Origin of the sequence: Kitasatospora sp. NPDC097643 (genome assembly GCF_040302625.1) — a bacterium.
Lineage (GTDB): Bacteria > Actinomycetota > Actinomycetes > Streptomycetales > Streptomycetaceae > Kitasatospora.
In genome coordinates this window covers 1-23,752 of the sequence record NZ_JBEOSA010000040.1, presented here as the reverse complement: position 1 = coordinate 23,752, position 23,752 = coordinate 1, and the positions used below count along the sequence as shown (strand labels likewise).

Annotated in this window: 15 protein-coding genes; 7 read left to right on the top strand and 8 right to left on the bottom strand. The window is 75.6% G+C overall.

From position 1 onward, the window contains the following. The first annotated feature begins 46 nt into the window (after nt 1-46). On the top strand, nt 47-1,273 hold the full coding sequence (locus ABTY15_RS24110) for an RNA-guided endonuclease InsQ/TnpB family protein (protein ID WP_350598596.1): 1,227 nt from the start codon (nt 47-49) through the stop codon (nt 1,271-1,273). A 28-nt stretch (nt 1,274-1,301) separates the two neighbouring features. Then, nucleotides 1,302-1,439 carry a hypothetical protein gene (locus tag ABTY15_RS24105; RefSeq protein ID WP_350598592.1) on the top strand — a complete coding sequence of 46 codons (138 nt, stop codon included), beginning with the start codon at nt 1,302-1,304 and terminating at the stop codon, nt 1,437-1,439. Between the two features lie 50 nt (nt 1,440-1,489). Here ABTY15_RS24105 and ABTY15_RS24100 read toward each other — a convergent pair whose 3' ends face one another. From ABTY15_RS24100 to ABTY15_RS24085, 4 genes are all read right to left on the bottom strand, one after another. After that, nucleotides 1,490-3,763, bottom strand: coding sequence for an AAA family ATPase (locus tag ABTY15_RS24100; protein WP_350598588.1), 2,274 nt, complete (start codon nt 3,761-3,763; stop codon nt 1,490-1,492). After that, a complete protein-coding gene (locus ABTY15_RS24095) occupies nt 3,760-4,392 on the bottom strand; it encodes a Pvc16 family protein (RefSeq protein ID WP_350598579.1) in 633 nt (210 codons plus the stop codon). The genes ABTY15_RS24100 and ABTY15_RS24095 overlap by 4 nt, the downstream gene beginning before the upstream one ends. A gap of 4 nt (nt 4,393-4,396) precedes the next feature. After that, the gene (locus tag ABTY15_RS24090) at nt 4,397-8,050 is read right to left on the bottom strand and encodes a hypothetical protein (RefSeq protein ID WP_350598573.1); all 3,654 of its coding nucleotides are present in this window, start codon (nt 8,048-8,050) and stop codon (nt 4,397-4,399) included. A gap of 268 nt (nt 8,051-8,318) precedes the next feature. Continuing rightward, nucleotides 8,319-9,053, bottom strand: coding sequence for a response regulator transcription factor (locus ABTY15_RS24085; protein ID WP_350598565.1), 735 nt, complete (start codon nt 9,051-9,053; stop codon nt 8,319-8,321). Between the two features lie 175 nt (nt 9,054-9,228). On the opposite strand from ABTY15_RS24085, the gene ABTY15_RS24080 reads away from it, so the two are divergent. The 3 genes from ABTY15_RS24080 (at nt 9,229) to ABTY15_RS24070 (ending at nt 15,255) form a co-directional block, all read left to right on the top strand. Continuing rightward, nucleotides 9,229-10,533 carry a COG1470 family protein gene (locus ABTY15_RS24080; RefSeq protein WP_350598560.1) on the top strand — a complete coding sequence of 435 codons (1,305 nt, stop codon included), beginning with the start codon at nt 9,229-9,231 and terminating at the stop codon, nt 10,531-10,533. Between the two features lie 103 nt (nt 10,534-10,636). Continuing rightward, entirely contained in the window at nt 10,637-12,364 is a 1,728-nt protein-coding gene (locus ABTY15_RS24075; RefSeq protein WP_350598557.1) for an RNA ligase family protein, read from the top strand. Continuing rightward, entirely contained in the window at nt 12,364-15,255 is a 2,892-nt protein-coding gene (locus tag ABTY15_RS24070) for a poly(A) polymerase (protein ID WP_350598553.1), read from the top strand. The genes ABTY15_RS24075 and ABTY15_RS24070 overlap by 1 nt, the downstream gene beginning before the upstream one ends. A 55-nt stretch (nt 15,256-15,310) precedes the next feature. Here ABTY15_RS24070 and ABTY15_RS24065 read toward each other — a convergent pair whose 3' ends face one another. Next, nucleotides 15,311-15,907 carry a TetR/AcrR family transcriptional regulator gene (locus tag ABTY15_RS24065; RefSeq protein ID WP_350598548.1) on the bottom strand — a complete coding sequence of 199 codons (597 nt, stop codon included), beginning with the start codon at nt 15,905-15,907 and terminating at the stop codon, nt 15,311-15,313. Nucleotides 15,908-16,018: 111 nt separating this feature from the next. Between ABTY15_RS24065 and ABTY15_RS24060 the strand changes: the two genes are divergently transcribed. Continuing rightward, the gene (locus ABTY15_RS24060; RefSeq protein ID WP_350598542.1) at nt 16,019-16,846 is read left to right on the top strand and encodes a class I SAM-dependent methyltransferase; all 828 of its coding nucleotides are present in this window, start codon (nt 16,019-16,021) and stop codon (nt 16,844-16,846) included. A 38-nt stretch (nt 16,847-16,884) separates the two neighbouring features. On the opposite strand, the gene ABTY15_RS24055 is transcribed toward ABTY15_RS24060, so the two are convergent. Together ABTY15_RS24055 and ligA are read right to left on the bottom strand one after the other, a co-directional pair. Next, the gene (locus tag ABTY15_RS24055) at nt 16,885-17,670 is read right to left on the bottom strand and encodes a putative protein N(5)-glutamine methyltransferase (protein ID WP_350598535.1); all 786 of its coding nucleotides are present in this window, start codon (nt 17,668-17,670) and stop codon (nt 16,885-16,887) included. A 259-nt stretch (nt 17,671-17,929) separates the two neighbouring features. Next, the gene (ligA, locus tag ABTY15_RS24050) at nt 17,930-20,011 is read right to left on the bottom strand and encodes an NAD-dependent DNA ligase LigA (protein ID WP_350598527.1); all 2,082 of its coding nucleotides are present in this window, start codon (nt 20,009-20,011) and stop codon (nt 17,930-17,932) included. A gap of 201 nt (nt 20,012-20,212) precedes the next feature. Between ligA and ABTY15_RS24045 the strand changes: the two genes are divergently transcribed. Continuing rightward, the gene (locus ABTY15_RS24045) at nt 20,213-22,654 is read left to right on the top strand and encodes an ATP-binding cassette domain-containing protein (RefSeq protein WP_350598520.1); all 2,442 of its coding nucleotides are present in this window, start codon (nt 20,213-20,215) and stop codon (nt 22,652-22,654) included. 75 nt (nt 22,655-22,729) lie between these two features. Here ABTY15_RS24045 and ABTY15_RS24040 read toward each other — a convergent pair whose 3' ends face one another. Then, a complete protein-coding gene (locus ABTY15_RS24040; RefSeq protein WP_350598516.1) occupies nt 22,730-23,494 on the bottom strand; it encodes a TetR family transcriptional regulator in 765 nt (254 codons plus the stop codon). Between the last annotated feature and the right edge of the window lie 258 nt (nt 23,495-23,752).

Genomic DNA, 23,752 nt, shown 5'->3' with positions numbered 1-23,752 from the left:
GCACTCTCCCGTGCTGTTGTCAGTGGCGCCGGATAGGTTGATCGATGTGCAGCTCAGGTACAGCTTCCGCCTGTATCCGAACGGGCCTCAGCGTGCTGCGCTGGCAAGGGCGTTCGGGTGTGCCCGCGTCGTGTACAACGACGGTCTGAGTGCTCGTGAGGAAGCCCGCGCGGCCGGTCTGCCGTTTGTCCCGTCGGCCGTGCTGTCGAAGGCGCTGACGGAGGCGAAGAAGACCCCCGAGCGAGCATGGCTCGGCGAGGTGTCGGCGGTGGTGCTGCAACAGTCCCTCCGCGATCTGGACACCGCCTACCGGAACTTCTTCGACGGGTTGAAGGGCAAGCGCCCGCGCATGGGCGCCCCCCGCTTCAAGTCGCGGAAGGACAACCGGCAGGCGATCCGGTTCACCGCGAACGCCCGCTGGTCGATCACCATGGGCGGCGACCTCTCACTGCCGAAGATCGGTGACATGCGGGTGAAGTGGTCCCGGAGTCTGCCGTCGGTGCCGTCCTCGGTGACCGTGGTCAAGGATGCCGCCGGACGGTACTTCTGCTCGTTCGTGGTGGAGACCGACCCGGGCGCCGACCTGGCCCGGATGCCGGAGACGGATGCCGTGGTCGGCATCGACCTGGGGCTGACCCACTTCGCCGTCCTGTCCGATGGGCGGAAGATCGACTCCCCGCGTTTCCTGCGCCGTGCCGAGAAGCGGTTGAAGAAGGCGCAGCGGGCCTTGAGTCGTAAGGCGAAGGGGTCGAAGAACCGGGAGAAGGCCCGTGTCAAGGTCGCCCGCGCTCATGGGCGTGTGGCGGATGCGCGGCGCGAGTTCCACCACCAGCTGTCCACGAAGGTGATCCGCGAGAATCAAGCGGTCGCCGTGGAGGACCTGGCGGTCAAGGGACTCGCCCGCACCCGCATGGCCAAGTCCGTGCACGATGCCGAATGGTCGCAGTTTGTGACCATGCTGGAGTACAAGGCCGCCCGGTACGGGCGCGCCTTCCACCGGATAGGCCGCTTCGAACCGACCTCACAGGTCTGCTCGAACTGCGGTGTCCAGGACGGCCCCAAGCCCCTCCACCTCCGCGAGTGGACGTGCGGGGCGTGCGGGGCCGTCCTGGACCGGAACATCAACGCGGCGGTCAACGTCGCCAAGGCCGCCGGACTGGCGGTATCAGCCTGTCGAGCGCGGGTAAGACCGGAACCTGTTCCGGCACAGCGTGAAGAAGCAGGAACCCGCCGAGACGGTCAGTCGACCGTGGTAGGAATCCCCGGCCGTTAGGCCGGGGAGCGGAAGTCAACAGACCCTGATGCTGGACGCCGTCCGACGGCTGGGCTTCGACAGCCTCGACACCGGCCACGGCCGCCCCGTCACCGCCCTGGCCGACGCCGTCCTCGCGACCGTCACCGCACAGCACCCGCCGACACGGCCGCGCACCGACCCGTGACCCCCCGCCGTCAGGCTAGGCGCGGCCCCGCCCGCCGGACACCTCGGCCCTCACGGTCGGGTCAGCGGCAGGTAGGGGCCGAACTCGCTCTCCAGGCAGAGGCGGCCGAGTTTGCGGTACTCGCGGGCGACGGCGCGGACCAAGTCGGCCATGGTGACCGGGCGGGCGGCTTCGGCGGCCAGGTAGGCGGCGGTGACGGCGGCGGAGCGGATGTCGCCGCCGGCGAGTTCGAAGGAGCGGCCGCAGAAGGCGAGGTCGAGGTCGGCGGCCCGGGGGAGGGCGGCGCCGAGGCAGCGTTCCCAGAGGGCGGTGCGGTGGTCGGCGTCGGGGAGCGGGAAGTCGACGACCAGGTCGAGCCGGCGGGTGAAGGCCTCGTCGAGGTTGGCCCGCAGGTTGGTGGCGAGGACGGCGAGGCCGTCGAAGGACTCCATCCGCTGGAGCAGGTAGGCGCTTTCCACGTTGGCGTAGCGGTCGTGGGCGTCCTTGACCTCGGAGCGCTTGCCGAAGACGGCGTCCGCCTCGTCGAAGAGCAGCACCGCGTTGACCCCGGCGGCCTCGGTGAAGATCCGCTCCAGGTTCTTCTCGGTCTCGCCGACGTACTTGTCGACGACGGTGGCGAGGTCGACGGTGTAGAGGTCGAGGCCGAGGGCGTCGGCGATGACCTCGGCGGAGAGGGTCTTCCCGGTTCCGGAGTCGCCGGCGAACAGCGCCATGACGCCGCGTCCGCGGCCGCCGCCGGGCCGCATCGCCCAGTCGCCGAGCACCTGGTCACGGTGGCGGGCCCGGGCGGCCAGCTCGCGCAACTGACCGAGGACGGCGGGCGGCAGGACCAGGTCGTCCCAGCCGACGGTGGGTTCGATGCGGCGGGCGAGCCGTTCCAGGCCGGAGCTGTTCTGGGCGCGGGCGCCGTGCAGCAGGTGGGCGTCGGTGAGCGGGCCGCCGGAGAGGACGGCCTGCTGCCGGGCGGTGCGGGCCGCCCGGGCGACCTGGTCCGGCGTCAACAGGAAGGACGCGGCGGCGGTCGGGTCGGCGGTGGTGGTGGCCGGTGCGTCGCCGCCCACTCCCCCGGCCGCCAGTGCAGCCTGCCAGAGGGCGGTGCGGTCGGCCGCGCCGGTGCGGTCGACGTCCACCAGCAGGGGTACGGCGGCTGACCAGGCCGGGTCCCAGGTGGCCCGGCCGTAGAGCAGCACCGGCACCGGGAGCCCGGTGAGCGCCCGGATCAGCTCCGGCCGCCCGCTGACGGCCTCCACCGGGCCGGCCACCAGGCCCGCGCCCCGCAGCCCGGCCTCCCGCCCGGCCGCCCGCACCGCCTCGGCCGGTGCGGGATCGCCGGCCAGCTGCGCGAGGTCCAGCCACCACGCCGTCCGGCCCGCGCAGCGCAGGGCCGCCGCGGCGGTCCCCCGGGCCGAGGCGCCGGGCGGCTCCCGCAGATGGGCCAGGGTGATCCCGGCGGCCACCGCCGCACCGAGCCGGCGGGCTGGCGAACGGTCCGCGCTCGCAGTCGGCCGAGCGGCAGCCGGGGCCGACCCACCGGCCCGCGCGACCGCGCCCGGGGCGCCGGTCGCCGAGGCCTCCCGCGGACGCTGCGCGGTGCTGCCGCCGGGGAGGTCCGGTCCGCTGCCGACACCCGCGCCGGGCGGCTCATCGCGCACGGGTGGGTGGAGTCCGCCCGTGCACGGCGCGGTGCGGACCACGGGCCCGGGCATCGGGTCCGGCTGCGCCCCGAGCGGCGTGGGCAGCGGGGTGAGGAGGTCGGCGAGCCGCGGGTCCGGGGTGTCGTCGCCGAGGAGGTGGGCGGTGACCCGGTCGGGGACGCGGAGCGAGCGGCTGAGGAAGGGGCGGTCGGGTTCCTCGACCAGCAGCAGGCCGCGGCCGGGCAGCGGTGCGCTCGCCGCGAGTCGGCCGCGGGCGCCGGGCGAGGCGGCGGGTGCACCGCACAGCGCCAGGGCCAGCCCGACGGTGGGGCGGCGGCGGGTGACGTCGTCGTTGAGGTAGCCGTAGAGCGGTTCGAAGCGGCTGTCGAGGTCGGGGGCGAGGGCGATCAGCAGCAGTTCGACGTCGAGCGCTTGCAGGCCGAAGTCCCGTGCCAGGGTGCGCAGTCGGGAGTCACCGGCGGCGACCTCCACGGCGGCGAGCCGCTGCGCGTCGACCGCGTCGGGCGCGGGGACGGTCCACGGCTCGTCGAGGATGCGCCGGACCGCCTCGTCGGAGAGGTAGAGGCCCCGGAACGGGTCGTCCGGCTCCGGGTCGGTGCTGCGCCGGGCGGTGACGGCGCGCCGGACCCGCTGTTCGACGAGTGCGAGCCGGTCGAGGAGGTGGGTCATCCGCGGTTCCGGCGGCGGGCGGCGGGCGGCGGCGGCGACGGCTCCGCGGGAGGGGGTGGGAGTTCGCTGCTGCGCAGGTCCAGGCCGTCCTCGACCGGCGGCCCCGCCGGGTAGACCGGCGCGAGCGCGGTCGGGGCGCTGACGACGAGGTCCAGGGAGGGTTTGAGTTCGCCGCCGAGCGCGGACCAGACGTCGGCGAAGGCCCGGTCCTCGGGCGGGGGCAGGGCGATGCCGAGCGGGACGGGCAGGCCGGTGGCGGCGAGGGCGGGGCCGAGGCCGGCGGCGGGCAGGGCGGTGTGCCGGAGGAAGCAGCCGAGCAGCCCGGAGAGCAGCCGGTGTTCGTCCTCGGGGCGTTGGGTCCAGGCGCTGACCAGGTAGGACAGCTTGAAGTACCGGGGCGGGAGGGTGCGCGCGACGACGGTCCCCTGCTCGTCGTAGACGTTCTGCCGGCCGCGGGAGCGGCGTTGCAGGTCCTCGCGGATGTCGTAGAGGTAGAGGTTGACGGTCGGGGCGTTGCGGCGGGCGGCCCACTCCCGGGTGGGCGCGTCGAGGACCAGTTCGACCTCGGTGCCGTCGAGCACCTCGGCCCGGATGAGGGCGCGCAGCGCCTCGTCGACCTCGTGGATCACCGGGTCACCGCCGCCACTCGTAGGGCCGGGGCTGGAGCACGCCGGGGACCACGGTGAAGCCGGTGCGGACCTCGCCGAACGCGGGCGGTCCGGCGGCGGCGGGGGTCGTCACCAGTTCGCGCGGGCCGAGGGTGTCCTGGACGAGCACCAGTACCGGCGCGGTGAAGGTGCCGTCCGCGCCGACCCGGACGGGCGCGGCGGCGGCGGTGACGCCCGCGCTCCACCGCAGGGTGACCTCGGTGCCGGGCGGGAAGTCCGCGCCGTACGCGAGGGTGACGACGCCGGGCGGCCCGACCGGCGGGCTGAGCGTGACGGTGGGCCGGCGGACGGTCAGGGCGGCGGTGGCGGTGTCGTTGGCGGCCGTCAGGTCGTCGCCGGTGGTGGTCAGGGTGGCGGTGACGGTGCCGGTGGAGGGGGCGGTCGGGGTGAGGGTGAAGGTGACGACGGTTTCGGCGCCGGGCGCGAGGTCGCCGATCGGGCAGGCGGCGGGGGTGCAGCCGGGCGGCGCGGAGAGCAGGGTGGCGCCCGGGGGCAGTGCGGTGACGAGGGTGGCGCCGGTCGCCGGGGCGGCGCCGAGGTCGCGGACGGTCACCCGGGCGGTGACGGTGCCGCCGACGTAGGCGGTGGCCGGGTCGACGGTGAGGCCGACGGCCGGGTCGGCGCGCGGTGCCGGGGGCGGCGGGGCGGGCGTGGTCGTGGGCGTGGCCGTCGGTGTCACCGTGGGCGACGACGGGGGCGGGGAGGTCGGCGGCGGCGTCGCGCGGTCGGTGACGGTGAGTGTGACGGTGACGGTGTTGTTGCCCGGGTCGGAGTCCCGGCCCTCGCTGCTGACGGTGCCCAGCACGGTGGCGGTGAGCGGCGTCGCCGCGGTGACGACCAGGCTGACCCGCTTCTCCTCGCCGGCCGCCAGGGTGCCGAGCACGCACCCGGTGGCCGGGCAGGCCGGGGTCGAGCCGGTGACCGTCAGTCCGGGTGGGACGGTCGGGGTGAGGGTGACGGCGTAGGCCGTGGCGTCGCCCCGGTTACGCACGGTGAACTCGATGGTGGCGGGCTCGCCGGTCCGCACGGTGGCGGGCGTGACGGTGGCGGTGACGGCGGGGTCGGGCAGTTTCGGCGCGACCACGGTGACGGTGACCTGGGCGCGGTTGTTCTCCGGCCGGGGGTCGGTCAGCCGGGTGGTGGCCTGGCCGGTGACCTGCTGGCTGCCGAGGGCGGTCGCCCGGACGGTCAGGTGGACGGTCGCGGAGGCACCGCCGGCGAGCGTCCCGAAGGCGCAGCTGTACGGGGCGGTCGCGGAGCAGCTGCCCTGGGAGGGCCGGGGTGCGCCGACGCCCTGGAGGCCGGGCGGCAGGGTGAGTTCGCCGCCGGTCGGGGCGGTGGCGGGGGCCGGGCCGAGGTTGGTGACGGTCAGCGTGAGGTCGCCGGTGGCGCCCTCGGTGAGCTGGGGCTGGTCGGCGGTGAGGGCGACGTCGAGGTCGGCGGTGGCCTGCCAGGTCGGGGCGGACTGCTGGGAGCTGTACCGGTCGGGGAGTTCCTGGCCCTGTCCGGTGGTCGCGTCGGCGATGCCGATCCGCTTGCCGTGCGAGCGGAAGGCCAGCCGGGTGCCGTCGGGTGACCAGGCGGGTTCGATCGGGGTCCGGAACGGCGAGGCGGTGTCCGGCGGCACGCGCGGGCTGACGGTCGGGCAGGCGCCGGTCCACGGCACCACGGTGCGGCAGCCCTGGCCGTTGCCGGCCATGGTCACCAGCACCCGGTAGCCGGCAGCGGGTGGGGGTGCGCCCGGGGTGGGGGTGCCGGTGTTCTCGGCCGTGAGCAGAACCCGGCTGACGGCGAGGCGGTCGCCGGCCGGCGCGTACGCGGGCCGTTCGTCGGAGACCGGGCAGTCCTCGCCGCACTGGGCGGCGGTGAGGTCGCGCTGGTCGCCGCCGTCGCGGGCGTCGACGCTCCAGACGTGACGGGTGCCGTTGACGGGCGCGGCCAGCGCGGCGGGCGGCGGTCCGGCGGTGCCGGCCGAGGTCGGCGCCGGTCCCGAGCTCGAACCACCCGTCGCCGCCCGCACGTTGACGATCGGCACACAGGAGCCCTGCCGCGAGAACGCGATCCGGCTGCCGTCGGCGGACCAGGTCGGGTCCCGTTCCAGCGACTGGCAGCGGTACCCGTTGCGGGACAGCCGGGGGACGGCGTACCGCAGGGACGCCGTCGCCGGGTCGGCGCCGAGCGAGACGACGACGACCCGCCCCGGGTTGGGTGCGGCCGCGTCCGCCGTCACCCCGGCCGTGTTCCGGTCCGCCTGACCGAAGGCCAGTTCGGTGCCGTCCGGCGACCAGGCGGGCCGTGTGTAGTCCATCCCGGGGTCGACGAGCGCGGTGGGCAGCGCGACCGCGTGGGCCAGGTCGTCCGGGTCGCCGACCATGATCCGGCTGCGGGCCGCGCCGTCGCCGTAGTACTCGACGCTGACGAAGGCGAGCCGCCGCCCGTCCGGCGAGTACGCCGGATCGCGGTAGTCGGTCGCCGAGGCGAGGTCGCCGGGCAGCAGGTCGAGCCGGTCCAGGGGCGGCCGCGGCAGCATGCTCTCCAGGTGGCCGTAGTACGGGTCGGGCCGGGTCAGCAGCACGGTCGGGCTGCCACCCGGCGGGGTGTACCAGGCGACCGAGTCGAAGCCCTCCGAGTTGGTGGCGATCTCCTCGCCGGTGCAGGCGTCGCAGGGGCGGACCGGCGCGACCCGGTAGGCGCGCGACCCGACGACGAGGGCCAGCGCGGACCCGTCCGGGGACCACGCCACCGCGCCGTCGGTGGATCCGGTGCTGGAGGACGCGAGGACCTCGACCGGGCCATCGTGCCGGGCGGGTACGGCGTTGACGGTCAGGGTCTCGTTGCCCGGGGTGAGGAAGGCGAGCCGGTCGTGGCCGGTCCCGGCGGTCGGTTCCCAGGAGGGCCGGTGCGCCTCCTTCCCGCCGGTGGCCACGAGTTGCGGCGTGCCGCCCTGGGCGGGGGCGCGGTAGAGCCGGCCGTCCTGCTCGTACGCCAGCGCGGTGCCGTCCGGCGACCAGGTGGCCCAGTCGGCCGCGGTCCTCCCGTCGCTGACCGGGCGCGGCTCGCCGCCGTCGACGCCGACGACCCAGACGGTGGGCGTCGCCCCGGAGGGGGTGGGCGAGGCGCTGGAGGGCGTGGCCGAGGCATCGGACGAGGAAGCGGCGGCGACGGTCGGGTCCGCCGAGCGCTGCCCCTGGCGGCACCAGTCGTCCCCGTCGCTCGCCTGCTGCCAGGAGGTGAAGGCGACCGTCCGGCCGTCCGGGGAGAGCGCCGGGTTCATCAGCCGCCAGCCGTTCCTCGCATAGAACGGCACGGCTGGACCAGCACCCTGACGCTTCATCAGCTGCTCGCCGGTGCCGCTGCGGTCGCTGACCCACACCACCGTGTCGCCGCGCACCGAGGGCTGGCAGTCGTTGCCCGCGACGCCGACGCCGAACAGCGGCGTGACGGCCGGCCGCGGGCCGGTGGCGAGCACCAGGGCGCGGTGGGTCAGGGAGTTGACGTACGCCAGCCGGCCGGGGGCAGGCTCGGCGGCGGCCGGTTCGAGGCCGGGTGCGGGCGCGCGACGGACGGCGGCCACCGCGACCAGGACGGCCGCGACCAGCGCCGTCGAGAGCACCACCATCAGCAGCCGCCCGGGCCGACCCCGGCGGGGTCCGGCCCTCAGCACACCTCGTCGCACCGCGTCTCCCGGACGGTGTCCCCGCGCACCCCCGGGCGGGCCGACGGCATCCGGTTGTCCCTCCTCACCGCTACCCTGGCCCACCCGGCCCCGCCGGGCAGCCGAGCCCGGGGCAACACCCCGGGAAGCCCGGGCTGCCCCATCGGGCGCCCGGCCCCGCCCGAACCGGCCCGTCGTGCCACCGGACCAGCACCCGTCGTTCGGTGCCGCCCTAGATGAACCCCTCCCGCAGCGCGTACGCCACCGCGTGGGAGCGGTTGCGCAGTTGCAGCCGCGTGGTGACCTCGTGCAGGACGTTCTTGACCGTCCGCTCCGAGAAGGACAGCTTCTCGGCGATCTCGGCCGTGTCGTCCCCCGCCGCCACCAGCCGCAGCACCTCGATCTCCCGCGCGGACAGCCCGGTGAACGCCAGCCCGCGCGGGTCCAGCACCTGCCGTTGGAGCCGGCCGACCTGTTCCAGCAGCCGCCCGAGCAGGTCGGCCGGCACCGTCCCCTCGCCCCGCGCGGCGGCCGTGATCGCCTGGACCAGCCGCGCCGCCGTCGCCTCGGTGCGTCGCACCACCCCGACCACCCCGCACTCGACGGCGGCCACCAGCCCGGCGTCGTCGAGTTCGGTGCCGACCAGGACGATCCGGCCGCCCGCCGTCCGTTGCAGCTGGCGGAGCATCTGAAGCTCGTCCTCGCCCACCCGGTCGATGGCGGTCACCACCACCGGCGGCTCCACCGGATCCGCGGTCGTCCACGCCGCCGCCTGCCGCGCGGCCGCCTGCCCCGGGGTCGTCCGCCCCGCTTCCACCTGCTCCGCCGTCGCCTGCTCGTCCTCGCCGAGCAGGCGCAGTTCGGGGCAGGGCCGCAGCTGTGCGGCCAGCCCCGCGTACGAGATGGGGTCCTGGGCCCGCAGCACGACCCGGACCCGTTCCCTGCCGTTGCCTCCGTGATACCGCATACGCCCACCGAGCTCCCGCGCCACCGCGCGCCTCGATTCCAACGGAAACCGACCGAAAGTGAACCGCACCGGAGTCATCAGGCACTTAACAAGGACTCAACGGGCAGCACGAATGCCCGTAAGTGTGGCCCCGGGGCACCTGTCCGCGTCGCGCGCCGTCCGTACCCTCGGGCCCATGACCACATCCGCGCACCTGGAGCCGACCGCGACGTCCGTGCTGCCGGGTGAAGAAGCCCGGGTCGTCCTGGAACTGCGCAACTCCGGCGACATCGTGGAGGCGTACCACTTCGAGGTGCTCGGCGCGGCCGCGGCCTGGAGCAGTGTGGAACCGGCCGCGCTCTCGCTGTACCCGGGGACGGCCGGCCAGGTGACCTTGCTGCTGCGCCCGCCGCGGGACGTGGCCCTGCCGGCCGGGCCGGTGCCGTTCGCGGTCCGGGTGCAGCCGCAGGAGCAGCCGCAGCACGCCACGGTGCCGGAGGGCGTGGTCGAACTCCTGCCGGTCGACGCCCTGTCGGCCGAGCTGGCCCCGCAGCTGTCGCAGGGCCGGGGGTCGGGCCGGATCCGGATCGCCGTGGACAACCGGGGCAACCTGCCGGTGTCGAGCACGTTCTCCGGCAGCGACCGGGGCGAGCAGCTGACCTTCACCCTGCCCGCCGGGCCGACGGTGACCGGGCCGGGGCTGGCCTCGTTCGTCCCCGGCCGGATCAGGCCGCGCAAGCGGATCTGGCGCGGGCAGCCGGTGCCGCACGCCTTCCAGCTGGTGGTCACCCCGGACCGGGGTGCGCCGATCGCCCTCGACGGCACCTTCGTGCAGCAACCCGTGCTGCCCAAGGGGCTGTTGAAGGCGGTGATCGCGGCGGTCGCGCTGGCGGCGGTGCTGGCCGGGATCTGGTTCGGGCTGTTGCGGCCGGCCGTCCGCGGGGTGGCCAAGGACGCCGCCAAGGGCGCGGTGGCCGGGCCGGTGGAGACCGCCCAGTCGCAGGCCGCGGAGGCGAAGCAGAAGGCGGCCGGCGCGGAGAGCGCGGCGGCCGCGGCGCAGAAGGCCGCCGGGCAGTCGCCCACCCCCGCCCCGTCCTCCTCCCCCACCGCCACGCCCGCGACGCCGGGCGCCGGCCCGGCCCCGGGCCCGGGTGCCACGCTGTTCTCCTCCCGGCTGCGGGCGACCGCGGCGGCGGGGGCCCAGGGCAGCGCCACCTACGCCGTGCCCGAGGGCCGGACGCTGCGGCTCACCGACCTCGTGCTGGAGAACCCGCAGGGCGACTCCGGCACCGTCACCATCGCGGTGGACGGCAACGCGCTGCTGGCCCCCGCCCTGGAAAACTTCCGCGAGCAGGACTTCCACTGGGCCTCGCCGATCGTCATCACCGCCAACCAGAAGGTGACGGTCACCGTGGACTGCCGCCAGGTCGGCCACCCCGCCTCCGGACCCACGCCGACCACCTGCGCGTCGGCCGCGCTGATCAGCGGCTCCCTGGAGTGACCAGCAGCAAAGGGTCACTGACCAGCGGGCATTAATCGGTGGCCGGGCCACCGGGACCGCTCCTACAGTGAACGCCGATCAAGGACGTTCTCGGGAGCCGGACATGCGAGTGCACTACCCCCGGACGCCGCACCTGCCCTGGTCACCGGGGGCGACGGCGGACGACGTACGGGCCGGTGACCTGTCCGCGCTGGCGGGCGAGGAGGTCGTCGTCACGGAGAAGCTGGACGGCGAGAACACCACGCTCTACCAGGACGGCCTGCACGCCCGCTCGCTGGACTCGGCGCACCACCCCTCGCGGGCCTGGGTGAAGGGCCTGCAGAGCCGGATCGGCACCCGGATCCCGGCCGGCTGGCGGATCTGCGGGGAGAACCTGTTCGCCCGGCACTCGATCCCGTACACCGATCTGGACGGCTGGTTCCAGGGCTTCTCGGTCTGGACCGACCAGGACCGATGCCTCGACTGGGACGACACCGTCCGCTTCCTGCGCCGGCTCGGCGTGCCCGCACCCCGGGTGCTCTGGCGCGGCCGGTACGACGAACGGGCGCTGCGGGCGCTGCGGTTGGACACCGAGCGGCAGGAGGGGTACGTCGTCCGGACGGTCGAGGGCTTCGCCCGGGGCGAGTTCGGGCGGCGGGTCGCCAAGTGGGTGCGCCCGCACCACGTCCGCACCGACACGCACTGGATGCACGCCGCCGTCGTGGAGAACGGCCTCGGGCCGGGCGCCGCGCTCTGGGCGGTGCGCTCCGGCGCGCAGCCCGAACGCGCCGCGCTGGCGGCCGCCCTGGATCTGACCGAGGACCAGTTCACCGCCACCGACGAGGAGTTGGCCGAGGTTTCGGCGCGGCTCGACGAGTCGGGGCGGGGCGGGGACGCGCGGCTGGCCGGGGTGCTCGCGGTCGCGCTGCGCGGCAATCCGCGGCCGTGGCTGGCGCCCCGGCTGCTCGGGCCGCTCGGCCTGCCGTCGGCCCGCCGGGTCGCCGACCTGGTGGGCCTGCACCCCGGTCTGCACCGCCCGTACCCGGACGAGGAACGCCGCACCGGGCTGGTCAGGCTCGCCGAGGCCGCCGACCTCGGGGTGCTGCACGCGGTCGCCGCGGCCACCGCGGCCGGGCCGCAGGAGCGGGAGCAGGTGGCGTGGTCGGCGCTGCACGCCGAGGACGCCGGGCTGCTGGTCGAGGCCCCGCTGGGGTGGCTGCGCACGGGCCTGCGCGAGGCGCTGGCCGGGCTCGAACCCGAGGCCGCCGACCGCTGCTGGGCGCAGGCCCGCGAGGCGTACGCGCGCGGCCGGATCACCACCGTCGAGGAGGCGGTGGCGGCGGCCTGGCGCTGGCGGGACGGCCGGTTCCCCCGGCTGGTCCACCTGACCGGGCCGTCCGGCAGCGGCAAGAGCACCTTCGCCGCCACCCTCGACGGGGTCGACACCCGGATCTCGCTGGACGACCTGCGCGCGGCCCGCGGCTCCCGGGCGGACCAGCGGGACAACGCCGAGGTGCTGCGGGAGGGCCTGGACCGGCTGGACGCCGCCCTCGCCGGGGGCGGCACGGTGGTCTGGGACGCCACCTCGCTCAACCGGCACCAGCGCGCGCTGGTGCACGGCGTCGCGCAGCGCCACGACGCCCTGATCACCCAGGCGGTGCTGCTGGTCGACGAGGCCGAGCTGCTGCGCCGCAACGCCATAAGGCCGCACCCCGTACCGCCCGCGGTGCTCGCCGCCCAGCTGCACCGGTTCAGCCCGCCCTACCCCGGCCAGGCGCACCGCACCTGGTACCTCGGCCCGGGTGGCAGGGTGGAGTCCACGGCGGGCACGCTCGACGGAGAGGAGGACTGATGCGCCCCATCGAACAGGTCTGCCAGCGCATCCGCTGGGACGCCCGCTTCGATCCGGCCCGGTTCACGGTCGGGGTCCGGCAGCGCGACGACCGCACCAAGCTGGTGCCGCTGGAGGCCTTCGCGGCCTCGGGCGACATCCCGTGGCACCGGGTCCGCTTCGTCGAGGCCGACGGGGTGGTGGTGTGGGACCGCGCCTCGGGCACGGACCTGCTGGACAGCACCGAGGCCGGCCGGCGCACCGACCCGCGCCGGCTGCGCGCGCCGTTCTTCACCGCCGTGACGCCGTACGCCTGGCAGCCGGACGCCGGCTGGCGGCCTGTGCCGGCCGGTGCACCCGTCCGCCGTTCCGGTCCCGCCGCGGGCACCGAGCTGCGGGTGGTCACCTGGAACACCCTGTGGGACCGCTACGACGCCGACCGGATCGCCACCGACCGCCGCCGTCCGCTGCTGCTCGCCGAGCTGGCCACCGCCGACGCGGACGTCATCGCGCTCCAGGAGGTCGAACCGGCCCTGGTCGCCCTGCTGCTGGCCGAGCCCTGGGTCCGCGCCGGCTACACCCTCTCCACCGACCCGCTCGGGCCGGACGTCGACGCGTACGGGCTGCTGCTGCTCAGCCGGCTGCCGGTGCTGGAGGCGGCCCGCCACACGCTGGGCCCGCACAAGGCCGTCACCGCCCTGGCTGTGCAGACCGCCGGCGCACCGCTGACGGTCGCCGCGGTGCACCTCAGCAGCGACCACTCGGCGGACGGCGCCGACCGCCGGCAGTCCGAACTCGCCCGGCTGGCCGAGGGGTTGGCGGGCGTCGAGGGAGACGTGCTGCTGCTCGGGGACTTCAACGACGGCCGCTCCGGCGCACAGGGCCCGGCCGCCGCGCTCGGCCTGCGGGACGCCTGGACGCAGTTGTACGGCCCGGCCGACGACACGGCCACCTTCGACCCGGTCGCCAACCCGCTCGCCGCGGTCTCCTCGCTCAGCGGCCGGGCCGCCCGGCTCGACCGGGTGCTGCACCGCAGTGAGCACGCCCGGGTCACCGCCGCCGCCCTGCTCGGCGACCGGCCGACGGCCGACGGGCTCTTCCCCTCCGACCACTACGGCGTGGCCGTGGACCTCACCCTGGGCGGCTCCGGCGCGCCCGACGCCCCCGACGTGCTCGACGCCCGGCCGACCGCCCGCACCGCCGTGGCCTGGCTCCCACCGGCGGAGCTGTGGCCACCGATCCAGCGCCTGCGGGCCGCCCACGACCCGCAGCTGGACCGCTGGCCGCCGCACGTCAACCTGCTGTTCGGCTTCGTCCCCGAGGCCGACCTCGACCGGGCCCTCCCGCTGCTGGGCGCGGCCGCCGCCGAGGTGGCGCCGTTCACCGCGCGGCTGGCGGGGGTGCACACCTTCGGGCACCGCGAGGAGGCCACGCTCTGGCTGGACCCGGCCGCCGACTCCTCGGCGCCCTGGGCCGCGCTGCGGCACGCGCTGGAGCGGCGCTTCCCGCGCTGCCACGGCCGGGCCGAGGGCTACACCCCGCACCTGACGCTCGGGCGCAGCGCCGACCCGCAGCGCGCCGCCGCCGACTGCGCCGACCGGCTCGACCCGGTGTCGGCCCGGGTCGGCGAGCTGGTGGTGCTCTCCCGGCGGGGCGAGGAGCCGATGCGGCCGCGCGCGGTGATCGCCCTCGGGACGGGTGAGGTGCGGCTGCTGCCGGAGGAGCCGGTCACGGCCGCCCCGGCACCCGAACACCCGCGGCGGGCGGCGGCGGCCCGGCGGATCGCCGAGCGGATCGCGCAGGCGCTGCCCGAGGGCGTGCTGCACGAGGTCGGATCGCGCCGCCTGGGTTGCCAGCTGGACGGCGCCGACCTGGACCTGGTGGTGGTGCTGCCCGGCACGGCCGAGCTCGCCGAGGTCCGGGCCCGGGTGACGGCGGCCCTGCCGGCGGCCCAGCGGGTGCGCGCGGTGCGCGGCGCCCGGGTGCCGGGGCTGCGGCTGGCGGCCGAAGGCCTGGACGTGGACCTCGTCGTGGTCTCCTCCGGGGCCGTCGACCCGGCCGAGGCCGTCCGGCGCCGGACGGAGTTGGGCGAGGCGGCGGCGCTGGCCCTGAGCGCGGTCGGGGACGCCGAGGCGATCCTGGCGGCGGTCGGCCCGGACCGGCACGAACGGTTCGTCCGGCTGGCCCGGGAGGTCAAGGCCTGGGCCCGGGCGCGCGGTCTGGACTCCGCGCCCTTCGGTCAGCCGCCCTCGCTCGCCTGGTCGGTGCTGGCGGCGCGAACCGTCCGGGAGGCCGACGGCGTCGCCGAGGAGGCCCTGTTCCGGCGGTTCCTGGAGACCTGGGCGGGCTGGGACTGGCGGCAGCCGGTCGCCCTGCTCGACGATCCGACCGACCGTCACCCGACCAACCGTCACTCGGCCGACCCGGTCACCGTCTTCACCCCGTCCGCGCCGGTCCGCAGCTGCACGACGCAGGTCGGCCCCGACGCCCGCGACCAGCTCGCCGAGGAGCTGTTCCGGGCCTGGGAGCTCAGCACCGAGGCCGAGGGCGCCGGCACGGACCCATGGCCCGAGCTGCTCTCCCCGCCCCCACTGCACCGGCGGCACGCGGCCTGGGCCGTCGTGACCGTCCAAGCCACCCCGGGGGCAAGGGAGTTCGAGGACCTGCTGGGCGCTGCCCGGGGCCGGATCCGGTCGCTGCTCACCGCCCTGGAGGAGGCCGGGGTCACCGGCGTGCACGCCTGGCCGCGCCCCTTCGACACCGCCCCCGGCCTGGCCCGCTTCACCATCGGCCTCGGCCCCAACCCGCCGGAGCACGAGGAGCTCGACCGGATCGCGACCACCTGGTGCCGCGGTCTGCCGGGCGTCCGGCTGGACCGCACCGACGGCGGCGAGGTGCCGACGCTCGCCTGAGGCCGATGCCGGTCACACTCAGGGCCCGTCCGGCCAGGTGTCAGGCCTCCGGTCGTCAGGCCGCCGGCCGCTCGACGCCCGCGATGACGGCGCCGACGACCTTGCGGACGGCTCCGGCCCCCGGCGGGGCGGCCTGCCGGTCCGCGAACAGCAGGTGCGCGGCCCCGATCAGGGTGGGGGCGAGGGTGTCGACGTCCGCGTCCGCGGCGATGCGCCCGAGGGCCTGCTCGGCGGTCAGGTAGGAGGCGATCGCGGTCGCCGCATCGGTCAGGATCGGGACGCCCGTGGGCCTGGCCGCGCGCAGGCGTGAGCGCAGGCCGTCCCGGGAGGTGACGAGGCTGACGACCGACACCGCGACCGGCCCGAACAGGTCGATCAGGGCCCGGGTGAGGTGGTCGGTGACGGTGCCGGTGCCGGCGGCTCGGCGCAGTGCGTCGGCCTGCTCCTCGATCCGGGCGACGCGGTCCAGCACGAGCTCGGCGAGGAACGCGTCGAAGTCGGCGAAGTGCCGGTGCAGGACGCCTTTGGCGCAGCCCGCCTCCGCGGTGACCGCCCGGCTGGTCAGCGCGCTCGCTCCGTCCCGGAGCAGGACGCGCTCGGCGGCGTCGAACAGTTGGTCGCGCACGTCGCGGATGGCTACTCCGGTGGGCACCGCGCTTCTCCTTCGTCTGCTGACCGGTCCTTCATCTGCTGACCGGCCCTTCGTCTCCTGCCCGGCCCGGCTCGATTGACGAGTGGGCATGCGCCCACTCATAGTGGGCACATGCCCACTTTACCGCCGGAGCGCGCCCGCCGCTCCGAACAGTCGACCCATCAACACCGCCGGATGGCCGAGTCGTTCGGCTCGGACGCCGCACGCTACGACCGTGCCCGGCCCCACTACCCGCAGGCCCTGGTGGACCGCATCGTCGCCGCCAGTCCCGGCCCGAACGTCCTCGACGTCGGCTGCGGCACCGGCATCGTGGCCCGGCAGTTCGCCGCAGCCGGCGCCCGGGTCCTGGGCGTCGACGTCGACGCCCGGATGGCCGAGCCGGCCCGGCTGCGCGGACTCGACGTCGAGGTGGCATCGTTCGAGGACTGGGACCGGGCCGGCCGGACGTTCGACACCGTCGTCTCCGGACAGGCCTGGCACTGGGTGGACCCGGTCGCCGGCGCCGCCAAGGCGGCACGGGCCCTGCGCCCCGGTGGCCTGCTGGCCGTGTTCTGGAACGCGGGCCGGCCCTCGCCCGAGCTCGCGGAGGCCTTCGCCGAGGTCTACCGCCGGGTGGTGCCCGACTCGCTCGCCGCCCGTCCGACGACGGCGTCCGCCGTGGACGGCTACACGGCGCTGTGCACCAGGGCAGCCGACGGGATCCGGACCGCGGGCGCCTTCACCGACCCCGAGCAGTGGCGCTTCGACTGGGAACAGCCCTACACCCGGGACGAGTGGCTGGACCAGCTCCCCACTCAAGGCGCCTTCACCCTGCTCCCGCCGGCCGACCTGGCGCAGGTGCTGGCGGGCATCGGCTCCGCGATCGACGCGGCCGGAGGCGGCTTCACCATGCACTACGCCACCCTCGCGGTCGCCGCGAAGCGAATCGACACCACCTGAACCCGCCTCAGCGACCCCGCCAGGCCCGCCCCCAGCGGTCAGCGCAGGGTCGCGGTGACCACCGTGGCGTCCAGGTCCTCGCACCAGGTGGCGGCCGCGGACAGGCCGGCCGCGCGGGCGACGGTCAGGGCGGTGGCGCTCTGCCGCTCGCTGGTCTCGAACAGCAGCGCCCCGCCCGGGGCCAGCCACTGCGGCGCCTCGGCCGCCACCCGGCGCAGCACGTCCAGTCCGTCGGCGCCGCCGTCGAGCGCCGGCCGGGCCTCGTGCAGCCGGGCCTCGGGCGGCAGCAGCGCGATGTCGGCGGTCGGCACGTACGGGACGTTGGCGAGCAGGACGTCCACCCGGCCGCGCAGCGCGGCGGGCAGTGCGGCGAACAGGTCGCCGCGGAACACCTGCGCCCCGGACAGGTTGCGGCGGGCGCAGCGGACGGCCGCCGGGTCGACGTCGGCCGCGTACAGCTCGACCGGGTGCCCGACGGCGGCCGCCACGGCGGCGCCGAGCGCCCCGCTGCCGCAGCACAGGTCGACGAGCACGGCGTCCGGGCCGGTCAGCGCGGTCGCGGTGGTGACCAGGAACTCGCTGCGCCGGCGCGGGACGAAGACGCCGGGATCGACGGCGATCCGCAGTCCGGCGAACTCGGCCCAGCCGACGACGTGTTCCAGCGGACGGCCTTCGGCGCGGGCGCGGACCATCACCGCCAGATCGGCCGTCGACGCGGCCGCGGCGAGCAGGATCCGCGCCTCGTCCTCGGCGAACACGCACCCGGCGGCGCGCAGGCGGGAGACCACCGAGGTACGGAGGGTGGCGGAGGTGAAAACCGACAAGAGAACCCCTTGGGGGGACGGGAGGAGAACGAAAGGACTCCGTCAGGGCTCCCGCCAGGGCCGGTGGCGTGCCGGCGCGTCCGCGCTACGCGCGCGAGGCGCCCGCACGGCCGCGCTCCGGGAGCACCCGCTCGGACATACCGGTAATGGGTCTCACCTCCCTGATTCGCGGTCATACTCGGCGTCGGCCACCCTACCGCACGCCACCCCCGGGTGATCGCCGGGTGATCGCCGCCGAGATCCCGCCCCCTGCCGGGGCTCACCCCAGGTGGTCGGCGACCAGCACCGCGAACTCCTCCGGGCCCATCACCGGCACCCCGAGCTCCTCGGCCTTGGCCCGCTTGGAGCCCGCCTTCTCCCCGGCCACCAGCAGCGAGGTGCGCTTGGAGACGGAGGAGGACGCCTTGCCCCCGGCTCGTTCGATCAGCTCGTTCATCGCGTTCCGGGACAGCTCCGCGAGCGCCCCGGTCATGCTGCCGGTGACGACCACGCTCTGACCGGCCAGCGGACCGCCCGCCCCGGCCGGGGCTCCGTCTGCCTCCGTCGCACCGGCCGCACCGGCCGTACCGGCCACCGCAGCGGCCGCGGGCTCCGTCACCGCCGTCCCCACGCCCTGCTCCGCGAGCCGGTCCAACAGCGCGGCCACATCGACGAGTTCGGCGACGATCACGGCGGCCTTCTCGGCCCCGATGCCGTCCACACCCGCCAGCGCCTCGGCGTCGGCGGCCCGGATCGCGGCCATGCTGCCGAAGTGGGCGGCGATCCGGCGGGACATGGTGCGCCCGGTGCCGCGGATGCCGAGGGCGCAGAACACCCGGTTCAGCGGGCGGGTGCGGGCGGTCTCGATGGCGGCGAGCAGGTTGTCGGCACTCGTCCCGCCCATCCGCTCCAGGGTGAGCAGCTGCTCGCGGGTGAGGGTGAACAGGTCGGCGAGGTCGGCGACCAGCCCGGCCTCGACCAGCTGGACGGCCCGGGTGCCGCCCAGGCCCTCGATGTCGAGCTGGTCGCGCCCGGCCGCGTAGATCACCGAGGCGACGGCCTGGCAGGCCCGGCCGCGCACGCAGCGCCAGCGCTGCTCGGAGGTGTCGATCGCGTCGCCGCAGCGCGGGCAGACCTCGGGGAAGGCGATCGGCTGCTCGGCCCCGGTCCGTTCGTCGACCAGCGGCGCCTCGACGCGCGGGATCACGTCGCCCGCGCGGTAGACGAACACCTGGTCGCCGATCATCAGGCCGCGGCGTTCGATGTCCGCCGGGTTGTGCAGCGTCGCGTAGGTGACGGTGACGCCGTCGATCACCACCGGTTCGAGGACGGCACGGGGCGCGATGATGCCCGTCCGGCCGACGTTCCACTCCACCCCTAGCAGCCGGGTGACCTTGTGCTGGGCCTGGAGCTTGCGGGCGACCGCCCAGCGCGGGGCGCGCGAGCCCTCCCCGGCCTCCTCCTGGTCGGCGACCGCGTCCGCCTTCACCACCACGCCGTCGATCCCGAAGGGCAGCGCGGCGCGCAGCCCGGCGATCTCGTCGATCCGCTGCTGGGCCTCGGCCAGCGTGGCGCAGCGGCGGGGCGCGGCATCGGTGCTGGCGGCGGTGTTGGCGCCGAGCGCGGCGAGCCGGGCCAGCAGCTCGGCGTGGTCGAGGCCGGGCAGGCCGAGGGCGTCGTAGGCGAAGAAGGTGAGCTCGACGCGGTAGGGGCGGTCCTTGGCGCGCAGGGTGCCGGCGGCGCCGCTGCGCGGGTGGGCGAAGGGGGTGGCGCCGTGGGCGGTGCGGACGGCGTTGGCCTGCTCGAACTGCTCGTGGGTGAGCAGCACCTCGCCGCGCAGCTCGACGTCGACCGGCTCGGCGAGCCGCCCGGGCAGGCCGAGCACGGCGTCGGCGCCCGCCGTGATGTCCTCGCCCGCCAGGCCGTCGCCCCTGGTCAGCACCTGGGTGAGGTGCCCGGCCCGGTAGCGGGCGGCGACCGCGAGGCCGTCCAGCTTCGGCTCGACGCACCAGGCTGCGACCGGGCGGCCGAGCCGTCGCTCCAGGCCGGCGGCCCACGACTCCAGCTCCTCGGCGGAGAAGACGTTGTCGAGCGAGAGCATCGGCGCGCTGTGCGGCACGTCGCCGACGGCCGCCCCGCCGGCCACCTTGCCGGTCGGTGACTCGGGGAGCACCGCCGCCGGGTGCGCGTGCTCGTAGGCCCCGATCGCCCGGACCAGGGCGTCGTACTCGTCGTCGCCGAGCGGGGTGGAGCCGTCGGCGTAGTACGCCGCGGCCGCCCGGACGGCGGTGGCGACGGCGTCGGCGTAGGCCTCCGGGGAGGCGAGGGCTGCGGGAGAGGCCTGGGTGGCTGCGTCCTTCATACCGCCATCATGGCGAGCCGCACTGACATTCGACCCCGGCCGGACGCCGCCGCCCCTCCCGCCCCGTCCGCCCCCCGGGTTCCGGTCCCGGAACGCCATCGGGATGTCAGTGGGAGCTGCTTAGATCGAATCGGACCGACGACGGCGCCGCCACCGGGGGTCGGGTCGACGGCCCCCGGACGGTACGGAGACAGGATGGGCATGACCACGAACAGGGACGCACACGCGCCGGCGCCGCACGCCGCCGACAGCCACGACCTGATCCGGGTGCACGGCGCGCGCGAGAACAACCTGAAGGACGTGAGCATCGAGATCCCCAAGCGCCGGCTGACGGTGTTCACCGGGGTCTCCGGCTCGGGCAAGAGCTCGCTGGTCTTCGACACCATCGCGGCCGAGTCGCAGCGGCTGATCAACGAGACCTACAGCGCCTTCGTCCAGGGGTTCATGCCCACCCTGGCGCGGCCCGAGGTGGACGTCCTGGAGGGGCTGACCACCGCGATCATCGTCGACCAGCAGCGGATGGGCGCCGACCCCCGGTCCACGGTCGGCACCGCCACCGACGCCAACGCGATGCTGCGCATCCTGTTCAGCCGGCTGGGGCGGCCGTACGTCGGCCCGCCCGCGGCGTTCGCCTTCAACGTGCCGCGCCGCACGGCCAGTGGGGCGATGAACGTCGACAAGGGCAAGGGCGAGCGGGTCGTGGTCCGCAAGGCGATCTACCACGGCGGCATGTGCGCGCGCTGCGAGGGCCGGGGCTCGGTCACCGACATCGACCTCGGCCAGCTCTTCGACGACTCCAAGTCGCTCTCCGAGGGCGCGCTGACCATCCCGGGCTACACGCCCGGTGGCTGGAACTACCGGCTCTACAGCGCCTCGGGCTTCGTCGACCCGGACAAGCCGATCCGTCAGTACACCAAGAAGGAGCTGCACGACTTCCTCCACCACGAGCCGGTCCGGATGAAGATCGCGGGCATCAACATGACCTACGAGGGGCTGGTCCCGCGGATCCAGAAGTCCTACCTGGCCAAGGACAAGGAGGCGTTGCAGCCGCACATCCGGGCGTTCGTGGACCGGGCGGTCACCTTCACCACCTGCCCCGACTGCGGGGGCACCCGGCTCAGCGAGGGCGCCCGGTCCGCGCGGATCGGCGGGGTCAACATCGCGGACGCCTGCGCGATGCAGATCAGCGACCTCGCCGCCTGGGTCCGGGGCCTCGACGAGCCCTCGGTGGCGCCGCTGCTGACCAGCCTGGGGCAGACCCTCGACTCCTTCGTGGAGATCGGGCTGGGCTACCTCTCGCTCGACCGGCCGGCGGGCACCCTGTCGGGCGGCGAGGCGCAGCGCGTCAAGATGATCCGCCACCTCGGCTCCGCCCTCACCGACACCACCTACGTGTTCGACGAGCCGACCAGCGGCCTGCACCCGCACGACATCCAGCGGATGAACGACCTGCTGCGGCAGCTGCGGGACAAGGGCAACACGGTGCTGGTGGTGGAGCACAAGCCGGAGACCATCGCGATCGCCGACCACGTCGTCGACCTCGGCCCCGGCGCCGGCGCGGCGGGCGGCTCGGTCTGCTTCGAGGGCACCGTCGAGGGGCTGCGGGCGAGCGGCACCGTCACCGGCCGCCACTTCGACGACCGGGCCGCGCTCAAGGAGTCGGTGCGCAAGCCGACCGGCGCGCTGGCGATCCGCGGCGCGTCCACCCACAACCTGCGCGACGTGGACGTCGACGTCCCGCTCGGCGTGCTGTGCGTCGTGACCGGCGTGGCCGGCTCCGGCAAGAGCTCGCTCGTGCACGGCTCGCTGGTCAACGGCGCGGGCGGCGGCGGGGCGGACGGGAGCGGGGCGGACGGCGACGCGGGCGGCGGCGACGCGGGGGTGGTGGCGGTCGACCAGAGCCCGATCCGCGGCTCGCGGCGCAGCAACCCGGCGACGTACAGCGGACTGCTCGAACCGATCCGCAAGGCCTTCGCGAAGGCCAACGGCGTGAAGCCGGCGCTGTTCAGCGCCAACTCGGAGGGCGCCTGCCCGGAGTGCAACGGCGCCGGGGTGATCTACACCGACCTGGCGATGATGGCCGGGGTCGCCACCACCTGCGAGGCGTGCGAGGGGCGACGCTTCGACGCCTCGGTGCTGGAGTACCACCTCGGCGGGCACGACATCACCGAGGTGCTGGCGATGTCGGTGACGGAGGCGGAGGCGTTCTTCGGCTCCGGCGAGGCCCGCAACCCGGCCGCGCACCGCATCCTGGTACGGCTGGCGGACGTCGGGCTCGGCTACCTCACCCTCGGGCAGCCGCTCACCACGCTGTCCGGCGGCGAGCGGCAGCGGCTCAAGCTGGCCACCCACCTGGGCGAGAAGGGCGGCGTCTACGTCCTCGACGAGCCGACCACCGGCCTGCACCTCGCCGATGTCGAGCACCTGCTGGGGCTGCTCGACCGGCTGGTCGACTCCGGCAAGTCGGTCATCGTCATCGAGCACCACCAGGCGGTGATGGCGCACGCCGACTGGATCATCGACCTCGGGCCCGGCGCGGGCCACGACGGCGGCCGGATCGTCTTCGAGGGCACCCCCGCCGACCTGGTCGCCGCGCGCTCGACGCTCACCGGCGAACACCTCGCGGCCTACGTCGGCGCCTGACCCACGGGCGGCGGCACCAGGTGGGACGGCACCGGGGTGGGCGGCTCGTCACCGACGGGCCGCCCACCGCCCCGGTCAGGCCGGCACCGGGGCCAGCGGCCTGGTCCGGTACGCGCCCGCGTGGCCCGGCGGGACGAGACAGGGCAGCAGCCACTCCCAGAGTGCGCCGACCCGGCGGGCGCGCTCCTCGTCGGGGCGGCCGTCACCGAAGACCACCTCCAACCCGCAGGCGGCGGTCACGACCAGGGTCTCCGGCCCGAGGGCGCCCGCACGGTCGCGCAGTTCACCGGCCCGCCGGGCGCCCGCGAGCAGGTCCCGGACGACGGCGGCCCAGACACCGTGGAAGCCTGGCAGGCCCGGAAACACACCGGCGGACGGGACCGCGGCCGGGGCTACGGACGGCCCTGTGGACCGGCCCACGGACTGACCAGCGGACGAACCGGCGGACGGATTGGCGGGCAGACCGGCGGACGGACCGGCGGCGGAGTCGCCGACGGGCAGGCCGCCGCCCTCCCGGCCGAGCCGGAACGCCGCCCGGATCACCGCGTCCGAGCCCAAAGCCTCGACCAGCCAGTAGCCCGCGTCGATCAGCGCCTGGAGCGGGGACGACGCGGTGCGCAGTGTGCTGCACGCGGTGCCCAGCGCTTGCTCGGCCTGCTGGAGCACCGCTCCGGCCAGCTCCTCCTTCGACGTGAAGTGGAAGTAGAGCGCCCCCTTGGTGACGCCTGCGGCGCCCGCGATCTCGCCCAGGGTGGCACCGGCGTAGCCGCAGCGGTCGAACAACACCGCCCCCGCCTCCACCAGCCGCCCGCGCGTCCGTTCCGACCTCTCCTGCGCCACCTGTCCCACAACCCCTCATGACGGCAAGCACGTTCCCACCACACCTGACCGGCGCCCGGGCGGGCGCCGGGTTGTGCCCGTGTCGCTCGTGTCGTCAGCCGACCCGGGAGAACCGGGCGGCGCCGCCCTCGGGCGCGCCGGCCCCGGCGGGTTCCCGCTCCGGGCGTTCGGGGCCGGCGAGCAGGATGGAGCGTTGCAGCCGCCGCAGCCCGGCGGACGGCTCCATGCCCAACTCCCGTACCAGCGTGGACCGCAACC

Bases quoted from the DNA above. Each gene is read 5' to 3' on its own strand.
- ABTY15_RS24105 (WP_350598592.1), top strand. From the start codon at position 1,302: ATGCTGGACGCCGTCCGACGGCTGGGCTTCGACAGCCTCGACACCGGC.
- ABTY15_RS24100 (WP_350598588.1), bottom strand. From the start codon at position 3,763: ATGACCCACCTCCTCGACCGGCTCGCACTCGTCGAACAGCGGGTCCGG.
- ABTY15_RS24090 (WP_350598573.1), bottom strand. From the start codon at position 8,050: ATGGTGGTGCTCTCGACGGCGCTGGTCGCGGCCGTCCTGGTCGCGGTG.
- ABTY15_RS24085 (WP_350598565.1), bottom strand. From the start codon at position 9,053: ATGCGGTATCACGGAGGCAACGGCAGGGAACGGGTCCGGGTCGTGCTG.
- ABTY15_RS24080 (WP_350598560.1), top strand. From the start codon at position 9,229: ATGACCACATCCGCGCACCTGGAGCCGACCGCGACGTCCGTGCTGCCG.
- ABTY15_RS24075 (WP_350598557.1), top strand. From the start codon at position 10,637: ATGCGAGTGCACTACCCCCGGACGCCGCACCTGCCCTGGTCACCGGGG.
- ABTY15_RS24070 (WP_350598553.1), top strand. From the start codon at position 12,364: ATGCGCCCCATCGAACAGGTCTGCCAGCGCATCCGCTGGGACGCCCGC.
- ABTY15_RS24060 (WP_350598542.1), top strand. From the start codon at position 16,019: ATGCCCACTTTACCGCCGGAGCGCGCCCGCCGCTCCGAACAGTCGACC.
- ligA (WP_350598527.1), bottom strand. From the start codon at position 20,011: ATGAAGGACGCAGCCACCCAGGCCTCTCCCGCAGCCCTCGCCTCCCCG.
- ABTY15_RS24045 (WP_350598520.1), top strand. From the start codon at position 20,213: ATGACCACGAACAGGGACGCACACGCGCCGGCGCCGCACGCCGCCGAC.